Below are 14,481 nucleotides of genomic sequence, written 5' to 3' on the forward strand. Positions count from 1 at the left end.
AGGAAATTTCATGAAAGTAAATCGCATAACAGCTTTGTTAATGCTAAGTGGTATTACATGCAGCGCATTTGGTCAGGCGTACGATATTGTCGAATTACCGACAAACTCTATTTCAAACAATCAATTTGCAAGTTCGATTGATAATACTGGTCTGGTATTAACCATTGTTAATACGCCGTATAATCCACCGATTGATTTATCACTTTTTGATTTATCTGGTTTTGACTTAACCGACCCCGATGCCGCTGCGCAAGGTGATTTCAATGCGGCTGATCTTGCTACCCTGGCTAGCCGAGCTGTTAGTCAAGCTCAAGGCAATATAGAATTTGGTCAAAAGCTGGCCAGTAATATAGCTTACCAAACAGATGGAACTGATTTTAGTTACGTAAATGGGTTTGATACGCAAACCGATGCGACTAACGGTTTTACATTCTCAATGACTACCCAATTGGGTGATTCAGTGGGGGGACTCACATTGTCGGAACCATGCAAGGGCCTTTTCAGAAAATTCCATTTGTGAACAATGACGAAATTGAGCGCACCTATGTAGTTAATGAATTTAATTTACGAGGATTCGTCCAGGTCGGGGATGAAGTAACTGAATTGCTGCCAAGTGACTTAACGGCAGGCGGTCTTAGCACTGCGTCAGCAATTAATAGTAATTTCCAAGTGGCTGGTACAGTCAGTATTAAAGCTAGTGATGCGGTGTTAGAAGCGGTAGCCGACTGTGATACGTCTGTTGAAGATTTAGATAGACCGGTAGAAGCATGTTTGTATAATTTGATAAATAGAACCTCAACAGACCGTTTTGGTAATTCTTCAAATGCTTTCGTGCCTCAACTGACGCGTCGCGCTGCCGTGTGGGATTTGGATAACAATGGCGATGTTGTTAATACTACCGTTTATGGCTTAACGTTTGAACAAGATGCTGAATCAACTAATATATTTTCTAGTGCTGCTCTTGATATTAACGATAACGGTATTGCTGTAGGTACAACACCTGTTGAAGGAAATGGAACATTTTTTGACGCGGCCGCGACCTTTACCAATGGCGTGACTACACGGTTAATTGATGACAATAATTTATTACCAAATACTGCAACGGGTATCAATAACAATGGCTATGTGACAGGCTTTAGAACGCTTTTAATAAACAATGTTGCTGCCACAAAGTTTTTTGTCTACAACTTAAATAATGACGAGCTAACATTTCCTGATGATTTTTTTGTAAGCTCTTCAAGCATTCCACGCGCAATAAACAATAATAATTTGGTTGTTGGTGATGGAGAGATTGATTCAGATACGCGGCAAAGAAATGCTTTCTTGTATGACATTGATGCGAATACCTTCACCAATTTAAATGATCTTGTTCCATGTGACGCTAATTTTCAAATTATTGCTGCTAATGATATTAACGATAATAATGAAATCGTTGCTGATGCATTAACAACCAGGCCTTTTAGAAACTCAAAAGGAGAGGCTGTACTAAATGATGATGGTGAGCAAACACTTGTAGATACTGTTGTCACTATCAAGCTTGTGCCAAATGGCGGGACACCACCGAATTGTGAGCCAAGTGAAGAAGAACTTGCCGAGACTCAGCGTCAAGGAGCATCTTTGAGTGTTTTCTTAATAGTAGGATTAGGTTTAATTACTTTTGTTCGTCGAAGATTAAAAAAGTAAGTTTGCCGCCTTTATTAGGATAATCATCCTAAAATGCCGAAAGCCCACTGTTTATGTGGGCTTTTTGTTTTTAATATCTATGAGTAATTAAATCAATATTTTTTAGCATTATTTGGTTTATTAAATTCATCGCTACTAATCAAGTACTTAGGCACATTTATACCTTATTCATAATTTCATACTTGAATCAATGCTGACGAGGGTGTATCACTATATATGTAACATTAATAAATAATGAAGTTGAGATACCAAAAGGTATGTTGCATTTATGAATGGTGTTACATTTATTTTGGCAAAGAGAGGCTATTAATGAAAAGACAAAAAAGAGATAAGTTAAGCAGAGCGCACGCTAAAGGTTATCAAGCTGGCATTACAGGTCGTTCAAAAGAAAATTGTCCATTTCAGTCGTCGGACGCAAGATCACATTGGTTAGGAGGATGGCGAGAGGCATCCACTGACAGGCAATTAGTATCGAATACTAGATAAAATAGAATTTTAAAAAGAAAACCCCGAATACTCGGGGTTTTTTATATTTAAAATTTGGATGTATCCTGAAATAGCCCAACCTTTAAGTCTTTTGCTGTATATATTACACGCCCATCAACTGAAACTGAGCCATCAGCAAGTCCCATAAACAGTTTGCGTTTTATTACTCGTTTAAAGTCTATTCGATAAGTCACTTTTGTCGCATTAGGGAGTATTTGTCCCGTGAACTTTACTTCTCCAACACCAAGCGCTCTTCCTTTACCTGGACCACCTGACCAACCCAAGAAAAATCCAACTAATTGCCACATTGCATCTAGACCAAGACAATCAGGCATAACAGGGTCTCCAGGAAAGTGGCAATCAAAGAACCACAAATCAGGTGTAATATCTAATTCTGCTTCAATAAAACCCTTATCATGTTCTCCACCGTCTTCATAAATGCTAGTGATTCTATCCATCATCAACATATTAGGGGCGGGCAGTTGACTATTACCTGGCCCGAATAAGTCTCCTGCACTACAGGCTAGTAAGTCTTCTTTGGTAAAACTATTTTTATCTATCGACATTTAATTTACTTCATTATGTTATCCAGACACTATTTTAGCGAACACTTGTACGCTTAACTACTCTGAACAGTGAAAAATTGTAAATTAATTGTCTTTTTGATTACACTTTACCTAAAACGCACTACAATGCCGCTTATGAAAAATAAAAAACTTGTGGCTAACGCCGAAAAACAAAAACGGTTTAGAGAAAGACAAAAGGCTCTAGGCAAAAAGCTGGTTAGGGGTTATGTAACGCCTACTGCAATGGAAAATTATAAAGAAATTGTAGAAAAAACGGGTTGGACAGACAGTGATATAATCTCAAATTCGTTACGCATAACCTATGCGGCGTATAAAAATGGGCAGATACGATTTTTGAATAAATGGTTACTTGAAGAAGAGCGTAAAAAACGTATCAGCAAACGCTTACCAGCAGAAAGTCCAGAACCCCCTAAAAAAAATGAACTTGAATAGTGTCTAATTCAACACTGCGTGCTTTATTAAGATGCGGCACGCTTCGGTTTTGACGTCATCTCTATCACGAAACGCCCAAAGTCTGTCTCTAGCTTCTTTGCTTGCAGTTTTGATATCAATAATAGGGAGAAAATAGTCTCTTTGGCAATCAAAGTTAATCATAGCTGCCTCAATCGGGGGAATTAAATGAGGCTCGTGTATATAGTTTTCAGGTATGTCATTCAATTCAGGTAGCCACTTTTTAATAAAAATTCCCTGCGGATCTTTTTCTAAAGACTGCTTTATTGGGTTATATAGACGAATTGTATTAGTGCCTGTAATGCCTGCTTGCATTTGAAACTGTGGATAATGTATGCCCGGTTCAAAATCTAAAAAAAGACGGCCTAAATACACAACACCCTCTTGCCAGTCCACATTTAAATGATGACACAGAAAACTAACTACCATTGCTCTCATTCTGAAGTTTAAATAGCCTGTTGCAATTAATGCTCTCATGCATGCATCTATCAAAGGAAACCCTGTGTTGCCTTGCTTCCAAGCTTGAAGCTTTGTTTGCGCGAAGTCGCTTCTATCGTATTGATAGTGTAAGTAAGCTTTATTGACGGGCCGTACTTCCATTTCCGATTCGCTTTCAAATTTTTGAATAAAGTGACAATGCCAATGAAGCCTCGAGCTAAGTGCGCTTACTGAGCGTCTCCAACTAAGGTCTTTTGTTATGAGTCTGAGTGTATTGATACACTTGTCGAAGTGAAATGTTTCCCCACGCTATATATGGAGAGAGCCTAGAACATGTCTGTCTAGAAATCGTCGGGTTACCAATATTCCCAAAGTACCGTTTCCCTCGCGCTTCAAAAAAGTGACGCATGGTATACCAAGCCTTTCTCTCTCCGCCAACTTGAAAAGCCTTATCTAGTTGTTCCCATTGTTTGGGAACCTGATACACCTTATTTGGCACAGGTGCATCAGAGATTGCAACACATAATTGTTCAATATTAACATCATTAGTATGCCGCAATATTCTAGTTTGCCAGTGCGTGCGCCAATTGAAACGGTGATTCAGTGGGCGCTTTACCGCGCCATAGCTCGACTCATTCCAATTTATATTATGCTTTTGACACCAATCCGATATGTCATTGTCTCGGTTATAAGTGTGTTTAAGACCTATTTCTTGATGACTAAAAATATGACTTAACCCTTGTTGATGTAGGGTATTCAATACTTCGATACAATCACCAAAGAGTATATTTACTTTTACACTGTTTCGATTTTTTAAACTCTCCAATTCATTAGCTTTCATTTTGAGTTGCGAATTCAAGTCAAGTAATGATTGATAAATAAAGCGCCAATGGCGAATATCCATGTGCGGATCAGCCAACATCATGGGCTCAACAATGTAAACCAACATTATTGGCTTGTTAAGCGCAAGTGCGTCACAAAGGGGCTTGTGATCCCGTAGCCGCAGATCTCGTTTAAGCCAGACTAATGAGAAGGTTTTTGCTATTGCCACTTTTTAATAAACCGCAAATTGGGGTCATATATCTGAGTTTGCTTTTCAAGGTTAAATTGTCTATGTCCCCTTGGATCAGAGCCTACGCCCGCTAAATATTGCCAATTCCCGTAGTTGCTTGCGACATCAAAATCAATCAGCATGTGCTCAAAGTAAGCAGCTCCGTAACGCCAATCAAGATTGAGTTCATGCACAAAGCAACTCGCAACAAGCTGTCGACCTCTATTTGACATAAATCCAGTCTTTGCCAATTGTTTCATACACGCATCAACAATCGGATAACCGGTCTCGCCATCTGTCCAATTTTTGAATTTATCTAGGTCCATGATGCTGTTAGGCACATGACCTTGAATCCCGCTAAATGAAAACATTAGCGCACCGTGTTTTTCTAATTGCCAATTAAAAAACTCTCGCCAAAGTAATTCAAAAAACAACCAATACGTCGAGTCGTTAGCTATGTGTTCAGTTTCGTATTGTTTAATTTGTTGATAAACATAAGCTGCTGAAACATTTCCATGAGCAAGATAAGCAGATAAGCGACTAGAAAAATCCCAACCATCGAGCCCATTTCGCGTTTCTTTATATTTTGCAATATTATGTGATTCAAAAAAATACGACTGAATTCTATTTTTTCCCGCAATCTCCCCTCCAGTATACTCATTATCAATTTTACCAGCGTCTTCTTGTTGATAATCGTTAAAAACCTCAAACTCTTGTGCAATGGTATCCATAAGGGCCGGGGAACAGCTTGTGCATTTGTCGGGTTGACCTAAGGCATCCCTTACGAATAGTTTTTTTTCTACTTTGCGCCTAAAGGGGGAAAAAACATTCGGTAATTCATCGATAGAAAAGGGCATATCAGATGGTGAAAAAAGGTAATTGCTATATTCACAAATTACGTCAATGCTTTTACACACTGTATTGATAGCTACAATCTGCGCTTTTTCATAAACGCCACTATGGTGCTCGTAACTTATAGCACTAATCTGCTCACGCTGTTGAATATGTTCAATAAGTGATATTGACGTCTGTGCTAATGGTCCAGCTATGGCAATAAAATCATATGATAAAGCTTTACACTGTTTATCAAGAACGTTAAGCGACTCCATCAAAAAAGCATAGCGATGCGGCCCTAGATGGCCTGTTGATTTATTGCTAAAGCAAGTATGAAAGTCAGGCGACTCTGGTGAGTTCAGGCTAGCGGTTGTGATCCAATTTGGGTCAAATATATAAGCAACTAATATTCGGTCACATTTTTTTCTTAAAGAATGGATAGCCAAATTATCTATTAGCCTTTGGTCATGCCTGACAAAGTGTATGCCTAGTTTTTCTTGCTTAATTTGGGTCATGTAAATACATCTTGATGATTCAATTTTAACTTTCTACAAGTAAAACAACAAAAGCGATCTTTCCTTGTTAATTATTACTATACAACTGCATAAGCAACCTGACATTTTCAATTGACACTTTTATGACTGTAAGCATTTATTGGTTCAGAAACGACCTTCGTCTTCAAGATAATCCTGCATTAGTTGAAGCGTTAAAACACGATAAAGTAATGTTTGTTTATATAATGGATGAACAAACTCCTCAAGCGGCAAAACTTGGAGGCGCTTCAAAGTGGTGGTTACATCATGCGTTAAGTGCATTGAATAAGAGCTTAGATGGAAAATTACTGATCTACAAAGGTGATGCAAAACAAATAATTATGAATTTGGTAGATGAGTATGATGCACAACTTGTCACCTGGAATAGGATGTACGATGATTGGGCAATACAACGTGATACGTTTATAAAAACTGCATGCAAACAAAGAGATGTGCATGTCGAGAGCTTTAACGGGAGTTTGTTATGGGAACCATGGCAAGTATTAAAAAATGATGGAACACCTTACAAAGTATTTACTCCTTATTACAGAAGAGGGTGTTTAAGCAAAACAAGTCCACGATACCCAGTTGCTACTCCTAACTTTGCTAGTGTCGTTGCAATTAAAGATAACAGCGCAATTTCTATCGATAGCTTAGCTCTAAAACCAACCATACCATGGGATGCCACTATGGAGACAATGTGGGATGTAAGTGAAATAGGTGCTCAGGATCGTTTGTCTAGATTTATTAAATCCGCAATTACTCAATATAGTGATAAACGAAATATCCCGTCTATCAAAGGAACATCTTTACTATCTCCCTATTTGCACTTTGGCCAAATATCACCTAATCAGATTTGGTATGCAGTCTTAGACGCGTTTGGTGGTGACACATCAAATGATGGTGTCGATACATATTTGAGCGAATTGGGTTGGCGGGAGTTTTCATATTATTTGCTTTATCATTTAAAAAATATTGGGTATGAAAATGTTAATCGGAAATTTGATGCATTTGCATGGCGCGATTCAAAAGATGATTTAAAAGCATGGCAGATTGGTCACACAGGTATTCCTATTGTTGATGCTGGCATGAGAGAGTTATACGAAACAGGCTACATGCATAATAGAGTGCGTATGATTGTTGGTTCTTTTCTAGTGAAAAATCTAATGATTGATTGGCGTCATGGTGAGCGTTGGTTTTGGGATTGCTTGCTAGATGCTGATTCAGCAAGTAATTCAGCAAGTTGGCAGTGGGTTGCTGGCTCTGGCGCAGATGCTTCTCCGTTTTTCAGAATTTTCAATCCTATACTGCAAGGGGAAAAATTCGACAAGGAGGGCGAATATGTAAAAAAATATTGTCCAGAGCTAACAAAAATGCCTAGTAAGTTTATTCACAAACCGTGGGAAGCACCAAGCAATATACTTGAATATGCTGGGGTAAGCTTGGGTAAAGATTATCCCAAGCCGATTGTGGATCTGAAAATTACTCGTGAACGAGCTTTATCCGCTTATAAAGATATTAAATAGGGGCCGCCACTATGACAAAAAAAATCTGCCTGCTATTAGGTGACCAGCTCAATCTTCAAATGGCTTCTTTGGCATGTATAAATAAAGAAAAAGACATAGTGTTAATGGCTGAGGTCAAAAATGAAGCAACTTATGTGAAGCACCACAAGCAAAAAATAGCGTTTTTATTTTCAGCAATGCGGCATTTTGCTCAAGAATTGAAAGACGAAGGCTATCAACTTGAATATATAGATTATGAACACGAGCATAACAAAGGCGATTTGGGTGCTCAGGTGGCGCACTGCGCAAAAACTCATAAGGTTGACACAGTGCTTGTCTCTAAACCTTAGTGAATATCGTTTATGGCAAGATATCTTAAGTTGGTCAGACACGTATAAATTTAAGGTAGAGATAAAGTCAGATAATCGTTTCATCGCAACTGAAAACGATTTCTCTTCGTGGGCCAATGGTCGAAAGCAATTGCGCATGGAATTTTTTTATCGTGAGATGCGTCACAAAACAGGGTACTTAATGGAAGATAAGAAACCTGTGGGAGACAAATGGAATTATGATGCTGATAATAGAAAAAAGCTACCTAAGGACATGGTTCCGCCAGAGCCTAGTAAATTTGAGCAAGATGAAATAACAAAGGACGTTATCCATTTAGTCAATCGTGAGTTTTCAGACCATTTTGGTGAGCTTGAGGACTTTCATTATGCAGTAACAAGAGAGCAAGCACTTGAAGTCTTAAATACATTTATAAAGGAACGCTTATCTTTGTTTGGGCAATATCAAGATGCGATGGTGCAGGATGAACCATGGATGTATCACGCCCATGTTTCCTTTTATTTAAATGCTGGCATGCTCGGCCCTAAAGAAGTCCTAGATGCTGCTCACAATGCCTATTATGAAAATGAACTTCCTATTAATTCTGTCGAAGGGTTTATTCGTCAAATATTAGGATGGCGAGAATATATTAGAGGTTTTTATTGGTATTTCATGCCAGACCTTAAAGATAAAAATCATCTGCAGGCAAAGGCAAGCTTGCCTTCCTTTTTTGGGATGCAGACACTGACATGAATTGCATCAGTCAAAGTGTTAAGCAGACTAAACAATACGCTTATGCGCATCATATTCAGCGGCTAATGGTGCTGGGTAACTTTGCATTGCTAGCAGGGCTAGATCCCCAAGAGGTTAACCAGTGGTATCTTATTGTGTATGCTGATGCTTATGAGTGGGTGGAGTTACCAAACGTGAGTTCAATGGTGTTATTTGCTGATGGTGGTGAATTGGCGAGCAAGCCATATGCTGCAAGTGGTTCTTATATCAATAAGATGTCTAATTACTGTCAACATTGCCAATACAGCGTGAAAGAAAAAACTGGCCCACAAGCATGTCCTTTTAATTATTTATATTGGGGATTTCTCAATAAGCACAAACACAGGTTTGAGAAAAACCCCAGAATGGCAATGATTTATCGCACGATGAATAAAATGGACCCGCAAAAACTTGATCATATGTTTGAAGATACTGATACATTTTTATTAAAGTTATCAAACAATGAAAAAGTCTGAACTACCCTCTAAAACCTGCCTTGTGTGTAATCTGCCCTTTAATTGGCGTAAAAAATGGGCACGTAATTGGGATGAGGTGAAATATTGTTCACAACGATGCCGACGAAACAAACAAAATAAGTTACAACGATAGCTTATTGGATGGCAAACTTGTCTATAAGTAAGCCCAATATTAGGGCGAGACTAAAACTTAATAAAGTCCCCAACATTATATATTCAGTGAGCTTTCTGTCCTGCTGACGGCGCATATCACCAAATCGAAACACGCTTTTTGCCGCCAGTAAAAAACCAATACCCGCAAATTGATCAATCAATACAAAGGTGATGATTAAGAAGCGTTCTAGGGCACCAATGTGCTCACCAGCCGCTTGCAAACCATCATTACTATCTTTTGTTTGATCAAATTGAAGAGTGTAGGGACGCAACATTAATTGAATAAGGATGGATAATGGACGATAAGCAAGCAAATAGGCCAGTATAACAATTAGAACATGCATGTTATCTAGCACAAAGATTGAAGAGAAATAGGGCAAAAAGGTGTCAAAACTTAGCCAAATACTGACACCGCTTATAATAATGAAATGCCCAAGCTGATCCATCACAAAATAGGTAGTGGTAAACCCCATATATGTTTTCCAAATATCTATTACGTAGTGGCTTAAGATGATAATTGCTAGTGCGATAACAAGGTTTGCATCAAACCCATGGCCTGTGCTGATAAACCAGCTTAAATGGAGAGCCAAGCCAGTTAAAACAGTGTGCACACACATATGCTTAAATAAACCAAATGAGTTTTCTTTATATTGCACCTTATCCATTATCCAGCTATGTGGTTGTAGATAAAAATCCGCTAATATGTGAACAAATAATAAAAATATAAAGATTGTCATATTCAACTATTCCTAAGGTTTTGTTCAAAAAGCATGATTAAGTGCTTAAATAAATCTGCATTTGCTCGCTTTAAGTGTGTATTAATGTTTTGTCTAGTCATTTTTAACTGTTTAGCAATATCTTTTTGCCCAGTAAAATCTAGGTCAATATAATGAAGCAGGACGAGCGCCTGTTTTTGAGTGAGTGTCGTTAAATGACGGTTAACAAATAGCATCAATAGATCAAAATCTTTGCTAAAACAATGGTGAGTATTACTAATAACAAGCTGTCCTTTGTCTACTTTATCTAGCTGCCTTCCCGATTCTATAAAAGCTTGATGCATGTTTTGACCTAGCGGTGCATTCAAGTCAAGTTCACTTTCACTAAACCCCAAGCAAGTTGATTGGGTAAGCGATATATCAAAAAAACCTTTAAGATAAAGTTTATTGCAAAGAGAATGCTTTAAAGCATGAGTAGCATTGATATACAGTATTTGATAGGAGTCACCTCTGAACATTTCATAATATTGATGACTTGCTTGGTGATGTCCAGTATCAGTACTTATCCTTTCAAATCGTGCTTTTAATGCAGTTACAATGCGAGCAAAATCAGAACTCCCAAGCGTTGTTGAGCCAACAATATCACCTGTTTCTACTGCAAATAACATAAATCTCTACCTTCTTGTATACTCTGTTAGTAAGCATTACATAAGCACAATGACAAAGCAAACTATAACATTTGCTTTATCATTTTGAAAACGAATTTAATTGACGGAAGCAGAGAGCAATAACAATGAAGTCTTTTTTCATATTTTCGCCCCCAATATTAGCATTAGCCTTATACGTAATTTTATCATCCGTTGGAGTAGATCACTTTATTTCTGCAACTGCCGCTATTACTTTACTAACGGTTATTTGGTGGGTAAGTGAGGCAATACCAATACCTGTAACTTCGCTTGTTCCCTTTGTTTTATTACCTTTGTTAAATGTCACTGATCATAAAATTGTATCCTCTGCGTTAGGAAGCCACGTAATTCTATTGCTGATGGGCGCCTTCATGCTGTCAAAAGCACTTGAAAAGTCAATGGTACATAAACGGCTTGCAATAAATATGGTAAGCCTTATTGGAACAAACAGTAAAAAACGTCTGGTTTTCTCGTTTATGATGGCAACCGCGTTATTAAGTATGTGGATTTCAAATACCGCTACAGTGTTGATAATGTTTCCAATAGCCTTAGCTGTTTTAGATAAACTCAATGATAAAAAGCTACAGATTGCCCTTATTTTAGGAATAGCATATGCAGCAAGTGTGGGCGGTTTGGGTACCATCATAGGTACTCCACCCAATGTGATTTTTGCAGGGATTTATGAAGCGCAAACTGGTAGTGAGTTTGGATTTGTCACTTGGATGAAAATCGGGATACCCGTCGTACTAATTGTTGTTCCTATTATGGCTATATGGCTAACTAGAGCCTTAAGAGGACCTGTTGAAATAGAACTTGAACATTTAGGCCCGTGGCGAATAGAAGAAAAACGTACCCTACTTGTTTTCGCTTGCGCCGTTGTTGCATGGATTACACGTAATGCTCCCTTTGGTGGCTGGAGTGAGTTGTTATCTATTACAGGAGCGGGAGACAGTACGGTTGCACTTTTGTTTGTTGTCATTATGTTTATCGTACCAGATGGAAAAGGTGGTCGTATTCTTGATTGGAAATCAGCAGTCTCAATTCCTTGGGGAATGCTATTACTGTTTGCAGGTGGCATTGCGTTAGCCAAAGGCTTTACTGAATCTGGACTCAGTAGCATGATAGGAGAGGGTTTGTCATCATTTACCCAATTTCCACTACTAATTACGGTCTTACTTTTGTGTTTAAGCGTGACTTATTTAACGGAAGTGACGAGTAATACTGCAACTGCGACTCTATTAATGCCTATTTTGTATTTAGTCGCCATTAATCAAGGAGCAGATCCTGTTATCTTCATGGTACTAGCAGCAATGGCAGCAAGTTGTGCATTTATGTTGCCTGTAGCGACAGCACCCAATGCAATTGCATATTCAACGGGTACGTTTAAGATAGTAGATATGGTTAAAGAAGGCGCAGTATTAAGCTTTATCGTTTCGTGTATTATAGGCATATTGAGTTATGTGATTTTACGTTAACAATAAATGAAACTATGAAAATTATCGTCGATGCTGACGCCTGCCCAGTCGTCATAAAAGAAATTTTGTTTAAAGCTGCACAACGTACCAAAGTGCCTTTGCTGCTAATTGCTAATCATTCGATGCGCATACCACCATCGCCAAACATAAGTTTCTTACAAGTCGGATCCGGTTTTGATATTGCTGATGATGAAATTGTAAAACGAAGCGAAGCAGGAGATTTGGTGATCACAGCAGATATTCCATTATCTGCTGAAGTGATTGAAAAGGGCGCACACATTTTATCGCCAAGAGGGGAAGTACTCGATAAACAAAATATAAGAGGGCGTCTTAGTACCCGTGACTTCATGGATACCTTGCGCTCAAGCGGGATTCAAACGGGAGGACCACCCCCTATGAGTCAACGAGAGCGCAAAGAATTTGCGGGTCACTTAGATAAGTTTTTAGCTAGGGCTTAGACATAAGTTGTTATTTTTTCTTATCTAATAGTGTAATCAAGCTAGAAGTATCATAGCGGCCTCCGCCGTTTTGCTGCACCTGTGCATAGAATTGATCAACTAGGGCTGTAATTGGCAAGGTACTGCCGTTTCGTTTAGCCTCGTTTAATACAATATCTAAGTCTTTGCGCATCCAATCTACCGCAAACCCAAAATCAAATTGATTATCGACCATTGTTTTCCAGCGATTTTCCATTTGCCAACTTTGAGCAGCTCCTTTACTGATAACATCAATGACTTTATCACTCGATAGGTTTGCTTTTTGGGCAAAATGAAGCGCTTCAGATAATCCTTGTACTACACCGGCGATGCATATTTGATTTACCATTTTGGTTAGTTGGCCTGAACCAACATCGCCCATTAATGCATGTTTTTGTGACATTACATCTAAAATGGGCTTAAGTTGCTGATATGTTGATTGCTCACCTCCCAACATTATCGTTAACTTTGCGTTTACGGCGCCTGCTTGACCACCTGAAACAGGCGCATCCATAAATCTTAGATTATGCTTGCGACAAGTTGAGGCAAGCTCTCGCGCCAATTCAGCAGAGGTTGTAGTATGATCAACTAAAATTGCATCATTGTTCATTGCATTAATGACACCATGTTCGCCATAAGCGACTTGGCGCACATCATCGTCATTACCTACACACATCAATACGATATCAGCATCCGCTGCGGCCAGTGCTGGGGTGCTATAAGCATTATATTGAAATTCATTTGTCCAGCGTTTGGCTTTGTCAGGACTTCTATTAAAGACTTTGAGATGGTGCCCTGCATTAGCAAGATGACCTGCCATAGGATATCCCATGGCACCTAATCCTATAAACGCAATTATCATAATTCCTCCCGCATTTCTGATTAAAACAAAAGATTAGCTTGTTCATTGAGATTTTACACTTATTTTTCTTCTTCTAAGCCTTTGTTTTTATGTCGGTCTATGAATTGTTGAAAATCAGGCGTTTCTGTACAGGTAAGTATTCCGCCCGTTATGCCAGAAATAAAAGCCAAGGTCGCTTTTTCACCCTGTGAGCAGTCAATATTAATTTTCTTTCCAGGTGATTTTTCAAGCGTGGTGTCGATTGAATTTTGAGTGTCGATTAGCCCAGCAAGTTGAAGATTGCGATAGTTATTCGTTTGCTCTATTAACAGGGCATCAAATGCTGCGGTCTCTTGCGTGTAAATTAGCTCAGTTTTTACCCGATTTAGGATATTAGAGTCCACCTTAACGCTATCTGGAGAATTAGTATTTTCAAGCGGAATTGTTTGACTATTATTGGTTATTGTTTGTGTAGGTACAGTTTTAGTAATGTCGTCTTGTGATTTTGCTTGTTCCCGAGCTATCAATTTAGCCTCTGTAGTCTTTGTAACAGTAACCCTTGGATTTGCTGAGTCAGAAACAGGTAAATCTTGTTTCACCCCTAGCAAGCTTTCTTGCGGTTCTGTGCTTATGTCTTGTGGCGTGCTCTGTGAGGGCGTAACTACAACTAAATATGATTTTATATTTTGTTGATAACTAGAGTGAGACTTGTTATCTGCAATGGGCGCTTTAACGTCACTAAAGCTGGTGAAAATGAGTATAAAAATAAGCCCAGCATGAATCGCAACAGAAAATAATCCCCATCTAGAATACAAGCGATACTGCTTGTTTTTAGTGAGTGTAAGGTGTTCGCTATTATCATATAAGTCTACTAATACCTTAGGTACTGCGGCATCATCAATATGTACCTCTTCGACTTTAATGACCTTATGTTGCTCAGATAATGTAGGTAAATTATGTTGCATATAGATGAGTAAAATACTGAGCAAAATA

At 38.6% G+C, this 14,481-nt stretch carries 16 protein-coding genes and 1 pseudogene; 9 read left to right on the forward strand and 8 right to left on the reverse strand.

What is annotated here, in order from left to right; all coding sequences use genetic code 11:
* Nucleotides 1–10 precede the first annotated feature (10 nt).
* From ACZ1G6_RS07035 to rmf, 3 genes are all read left to right on the forward strand, one after another.
* Complete coding sequence (locus ACZ1G6_RS07035; RefSeq protein WP_472618640.1) at nucleotides 11–520, forward strand: hypothetical protein; 510 nt, start codon at nucleotides 11–13, stop codon at nucleotides 518–520.
* Complete coding sequence (locus tag ACZ1G6_RS07040; protein WP_472618641.1) at nucleotides 517–1,683, forward strand: DUF3466 family protein; 1,167 nt, start codon at nucleotides 517–519, stop codon at nucleotides 1,681–1,683. The genes ACZ1G6_RS07035 and ACZ1G6_RS07040 overlap by 4 nt, the downstream gene beginning before the upstream one ends.
* Before the next feature lie 309 nt (nucleotides 1,684–1,992).
* Entirely contained in the window at nucleotides 1,993–2,169 is a 177-nt protein-coding gene (rmf, locus tag ACZ1G6_RS07045; protein ID WP_472618642.1) for a ribosome modulation factor, read from the forward strand.
* Nucleotides 2,170–2,216: 47 nt separating this feature from the next.
* On the opposite strand, the gene fabA is transcribed toward rmf, so the two are convergent.
* Nucleotides 2,217–2,735 carry a bifunctional 3-hydroxydecanoyl-ACP dehydratase/trans-2-decenoyl-ACP isomerase gene (gene fabA, locus ACZ1G6_RS07050; RefSeq protein ID WP_472618643.1) on the reverse strand — a complete coding sequence of 173 codons (519 nt, stop codon included), beginning with the start codon at nucleotides 2,733–2,735 and terminating at the stop codon, nucleotides 2,217–2,219.
* 135 nt (nucleotides 2,736–2,870) lie between these two features.
* Between fabA and ACZ1G6_RS07055 the strand changes: the two genes are divergently transcribed.
* On the forward strand, nucleotides 2,871–3,188 hold the full coding sequence (locus tag ACZ1G6_RS07055; RefSeq protein ID WP_472618644.1) for a hypothetical protein: 318 nt from the start codon (nucleotides 2,871–2,873) through the stop codon (nucleotides 3,186–3,188).
* Nucleotides 3,189–3,191: 3 nt separating this feature from the next.
* On the opposite strand, the gene ACZ1G6_RS07060 is transcribed toward ACZ1G6_RS07055, so the two are convergent.
* The 3 genes from ACZ1G6_RS07060 to ACZ1G6_RS07070 form a co-directional block, all read right to left on the reverse strand.
* Nucleotides 3,192–3,806: an FAD-binding domain-containing protein gene (locus ACZ1G6_RS07060; RefSeq protein ID WP_472618645.1), complete on the reverse strand. Its 615-nt coding sequence runs from the start codon at nucleotides 3,804–3,806 to the stop codon at nucleotides 3,192–3,194.
* An 82-nt stretch (nucleotides 3,807–3,888) separates the two neighbouring features.
* The gene (locus ACZ1G6_RS07065; RefSeq protein WP_472618646.1) at nucleotides 3,889–4,695 is read right to left on the reverse strand and encodes a deoxyribodipyrimidine photo-lyase; all 807 of its coding nucleotides are present in this window, start codon (nucleotides 4,693–4,695) and stop codon (nucleotides 3,889–3,891) included.
* A complete protein-coding gene (locus ACZ1G6_RS07070; protein WP_472618647.1) occupies nucleotides 4,686–6,044 on the reverse strand; it encodes a DASH family cryptochrome in 1,359 nt (452 codons plus the stop codon). Before ACZ1G6_RS07070 ends, ACZ1G6_RS07065 begins: the two co-directional genes overlap by 10 nt.
* A 122-nt stretch (nucleotides 6,045–6,166) precedes the next feature.
* Here ACZ1G6_RS07070 and ACZ1G6_RS07075 point away from each other — a divergent pair, with 122 nt between their 5' ends.
* The 3 genes and pseudogenes from ACZ1G6_RS07075 (at nucleotide 6,167) to ACZ1G6_RS07085 (ending at nucleotide 9,274) form a co-directional block, all read left to right on the forward strand.
* The gene (locus ACZ1G6_RS07075; protein WP_472618648.1) at nucleotides 6,167–7,588 is read left to right on the forward strand and encodes a cryptochrome/photolyase family protein; all 1,422 of its coding nucleotides are present in this window, start codon (nucleotides 6,167–6,169) and stop codon (nucleotides 7,586–7,588) included.
* Nucleotides 7,589–7,599: 11 nt separating this feature from the next.
* Nucleotides 7,600–9,141: pseudogene (locus ACZ1G6_RS07080) on the forward strand (cryptochrome/photolyase family protein).
* The gene (locus ACZ1G6_RS07085; RefSeq protein ID WP_472618649.1) at nucleotides 9,128–9,274 is read left to right on the forward strand and encodes a DUF2256 domain-containing protein; all 147 of its coding nucleotides are present in this window, start codon (nucleotides 9,128–9,130) and stop codon (nucleotides 9,272–9,274) included. The pseudogene ACZ1G6_RS07080 and the gene ACZ1G6_RS07085 overlap by 14 nt, the downstream one beginning before the upstream one ends.
* 1 nt (nucleotide 9,275) lies before the next feature.
* Here the strand turns inward: ACZ1G6_RS07085 and ACZ1G6_RS07090 are convergent, their stop codons facing one another.
* A complete protein-coding gene (locus tag ACZ1G6_RS07090; RefSeq protein ID WP_472618650.1) occupies nucleotides 9,276–10,031 on the reverse strand; it encodes a DUF3307 domain-containing protein in 756 nt (251 codons plus the stop codon).
* A 2-nt stretch (nucleotides 10,032–10,033) separates the two neighbouring features.
* The gene (locus ACZ1G6_RS07095; protein WP_472618651.1) at nucleotides 10,034–10,678 is read right to left on the reverse strand and encodes a hypothetical protein; all 645 of its coding nucleotides are present in this window, start codon (nucleotides 10,676–10,678) and stop codon (nucleotides 10,034–10,036) included.
* A 125-nt stretch (nucleotides 10,679–10,803) separates the two neighbouring features.
* Here ACZ1G6_RS07095 and ACZ1G6_RS07100 point away from each other — a divergent pair, with 125 nt between their 5' ends.
* Nucleotides 10,804–12,171, forward strand: coding sequence for an SLC13 family permease (locus ACZ1G6_RS07100; protein ID WP_472618652.1), 1,368 nt, complete (start codon nucleotides 10,804–10,806; stop codon nucleotides 12,169–12,171).
* 14 nt (nucleotides 12,172–12,185) lie between these two features.
* Entirely contained in the window at nucleotides 12,186–12,629 is a 444-nt protein-coding gene (locus ACZ1G6_RS07105) for a YaiI/YqxD family protein (RefSeq protein ID WP_472618653.1), read from the forward strand.
* Between the two features lie 10 nt (nucleotides 12,630–12,639).
* Here ACZ1G6_RS07105 and ACZ1G6_RS07110 read toward each other — a convergent pair whose 3' ends face one another.
* Together ACZ1G6_RS07110 and ACZ1G6_RS07115 are read right to left on the reverse strand one after the other, a co-directional pair.
* Nucleotides 12,640–13,509, reverse strand: a complete 870-nt coding sequence (locus ACZ1G6_RS07110; RefSeq protein WP_472618654.1) for an NAD(P)-dependent oxidoreductase — start codon at nucleotides 13,507–13,509, stop codon at nucleotides 12,640–12,642.
* 59 nt (nucleotides 13,510–13,568) lie between these two features.
* Entirely contained in the window at nucleotides 13,569–14,453 is an 885-nt protein-coding gene (locus ACZ1G6_RS07115) for a hypothetical protein (RefSeq protein WP_472618655.1), read from the reverse strand.
* Nucleotides 14,454–14,481 lie beyond the last annotated feature (28 nt).

Source organism: Glaciecola sp. HA4-3 (assembly GCF_055693685.1).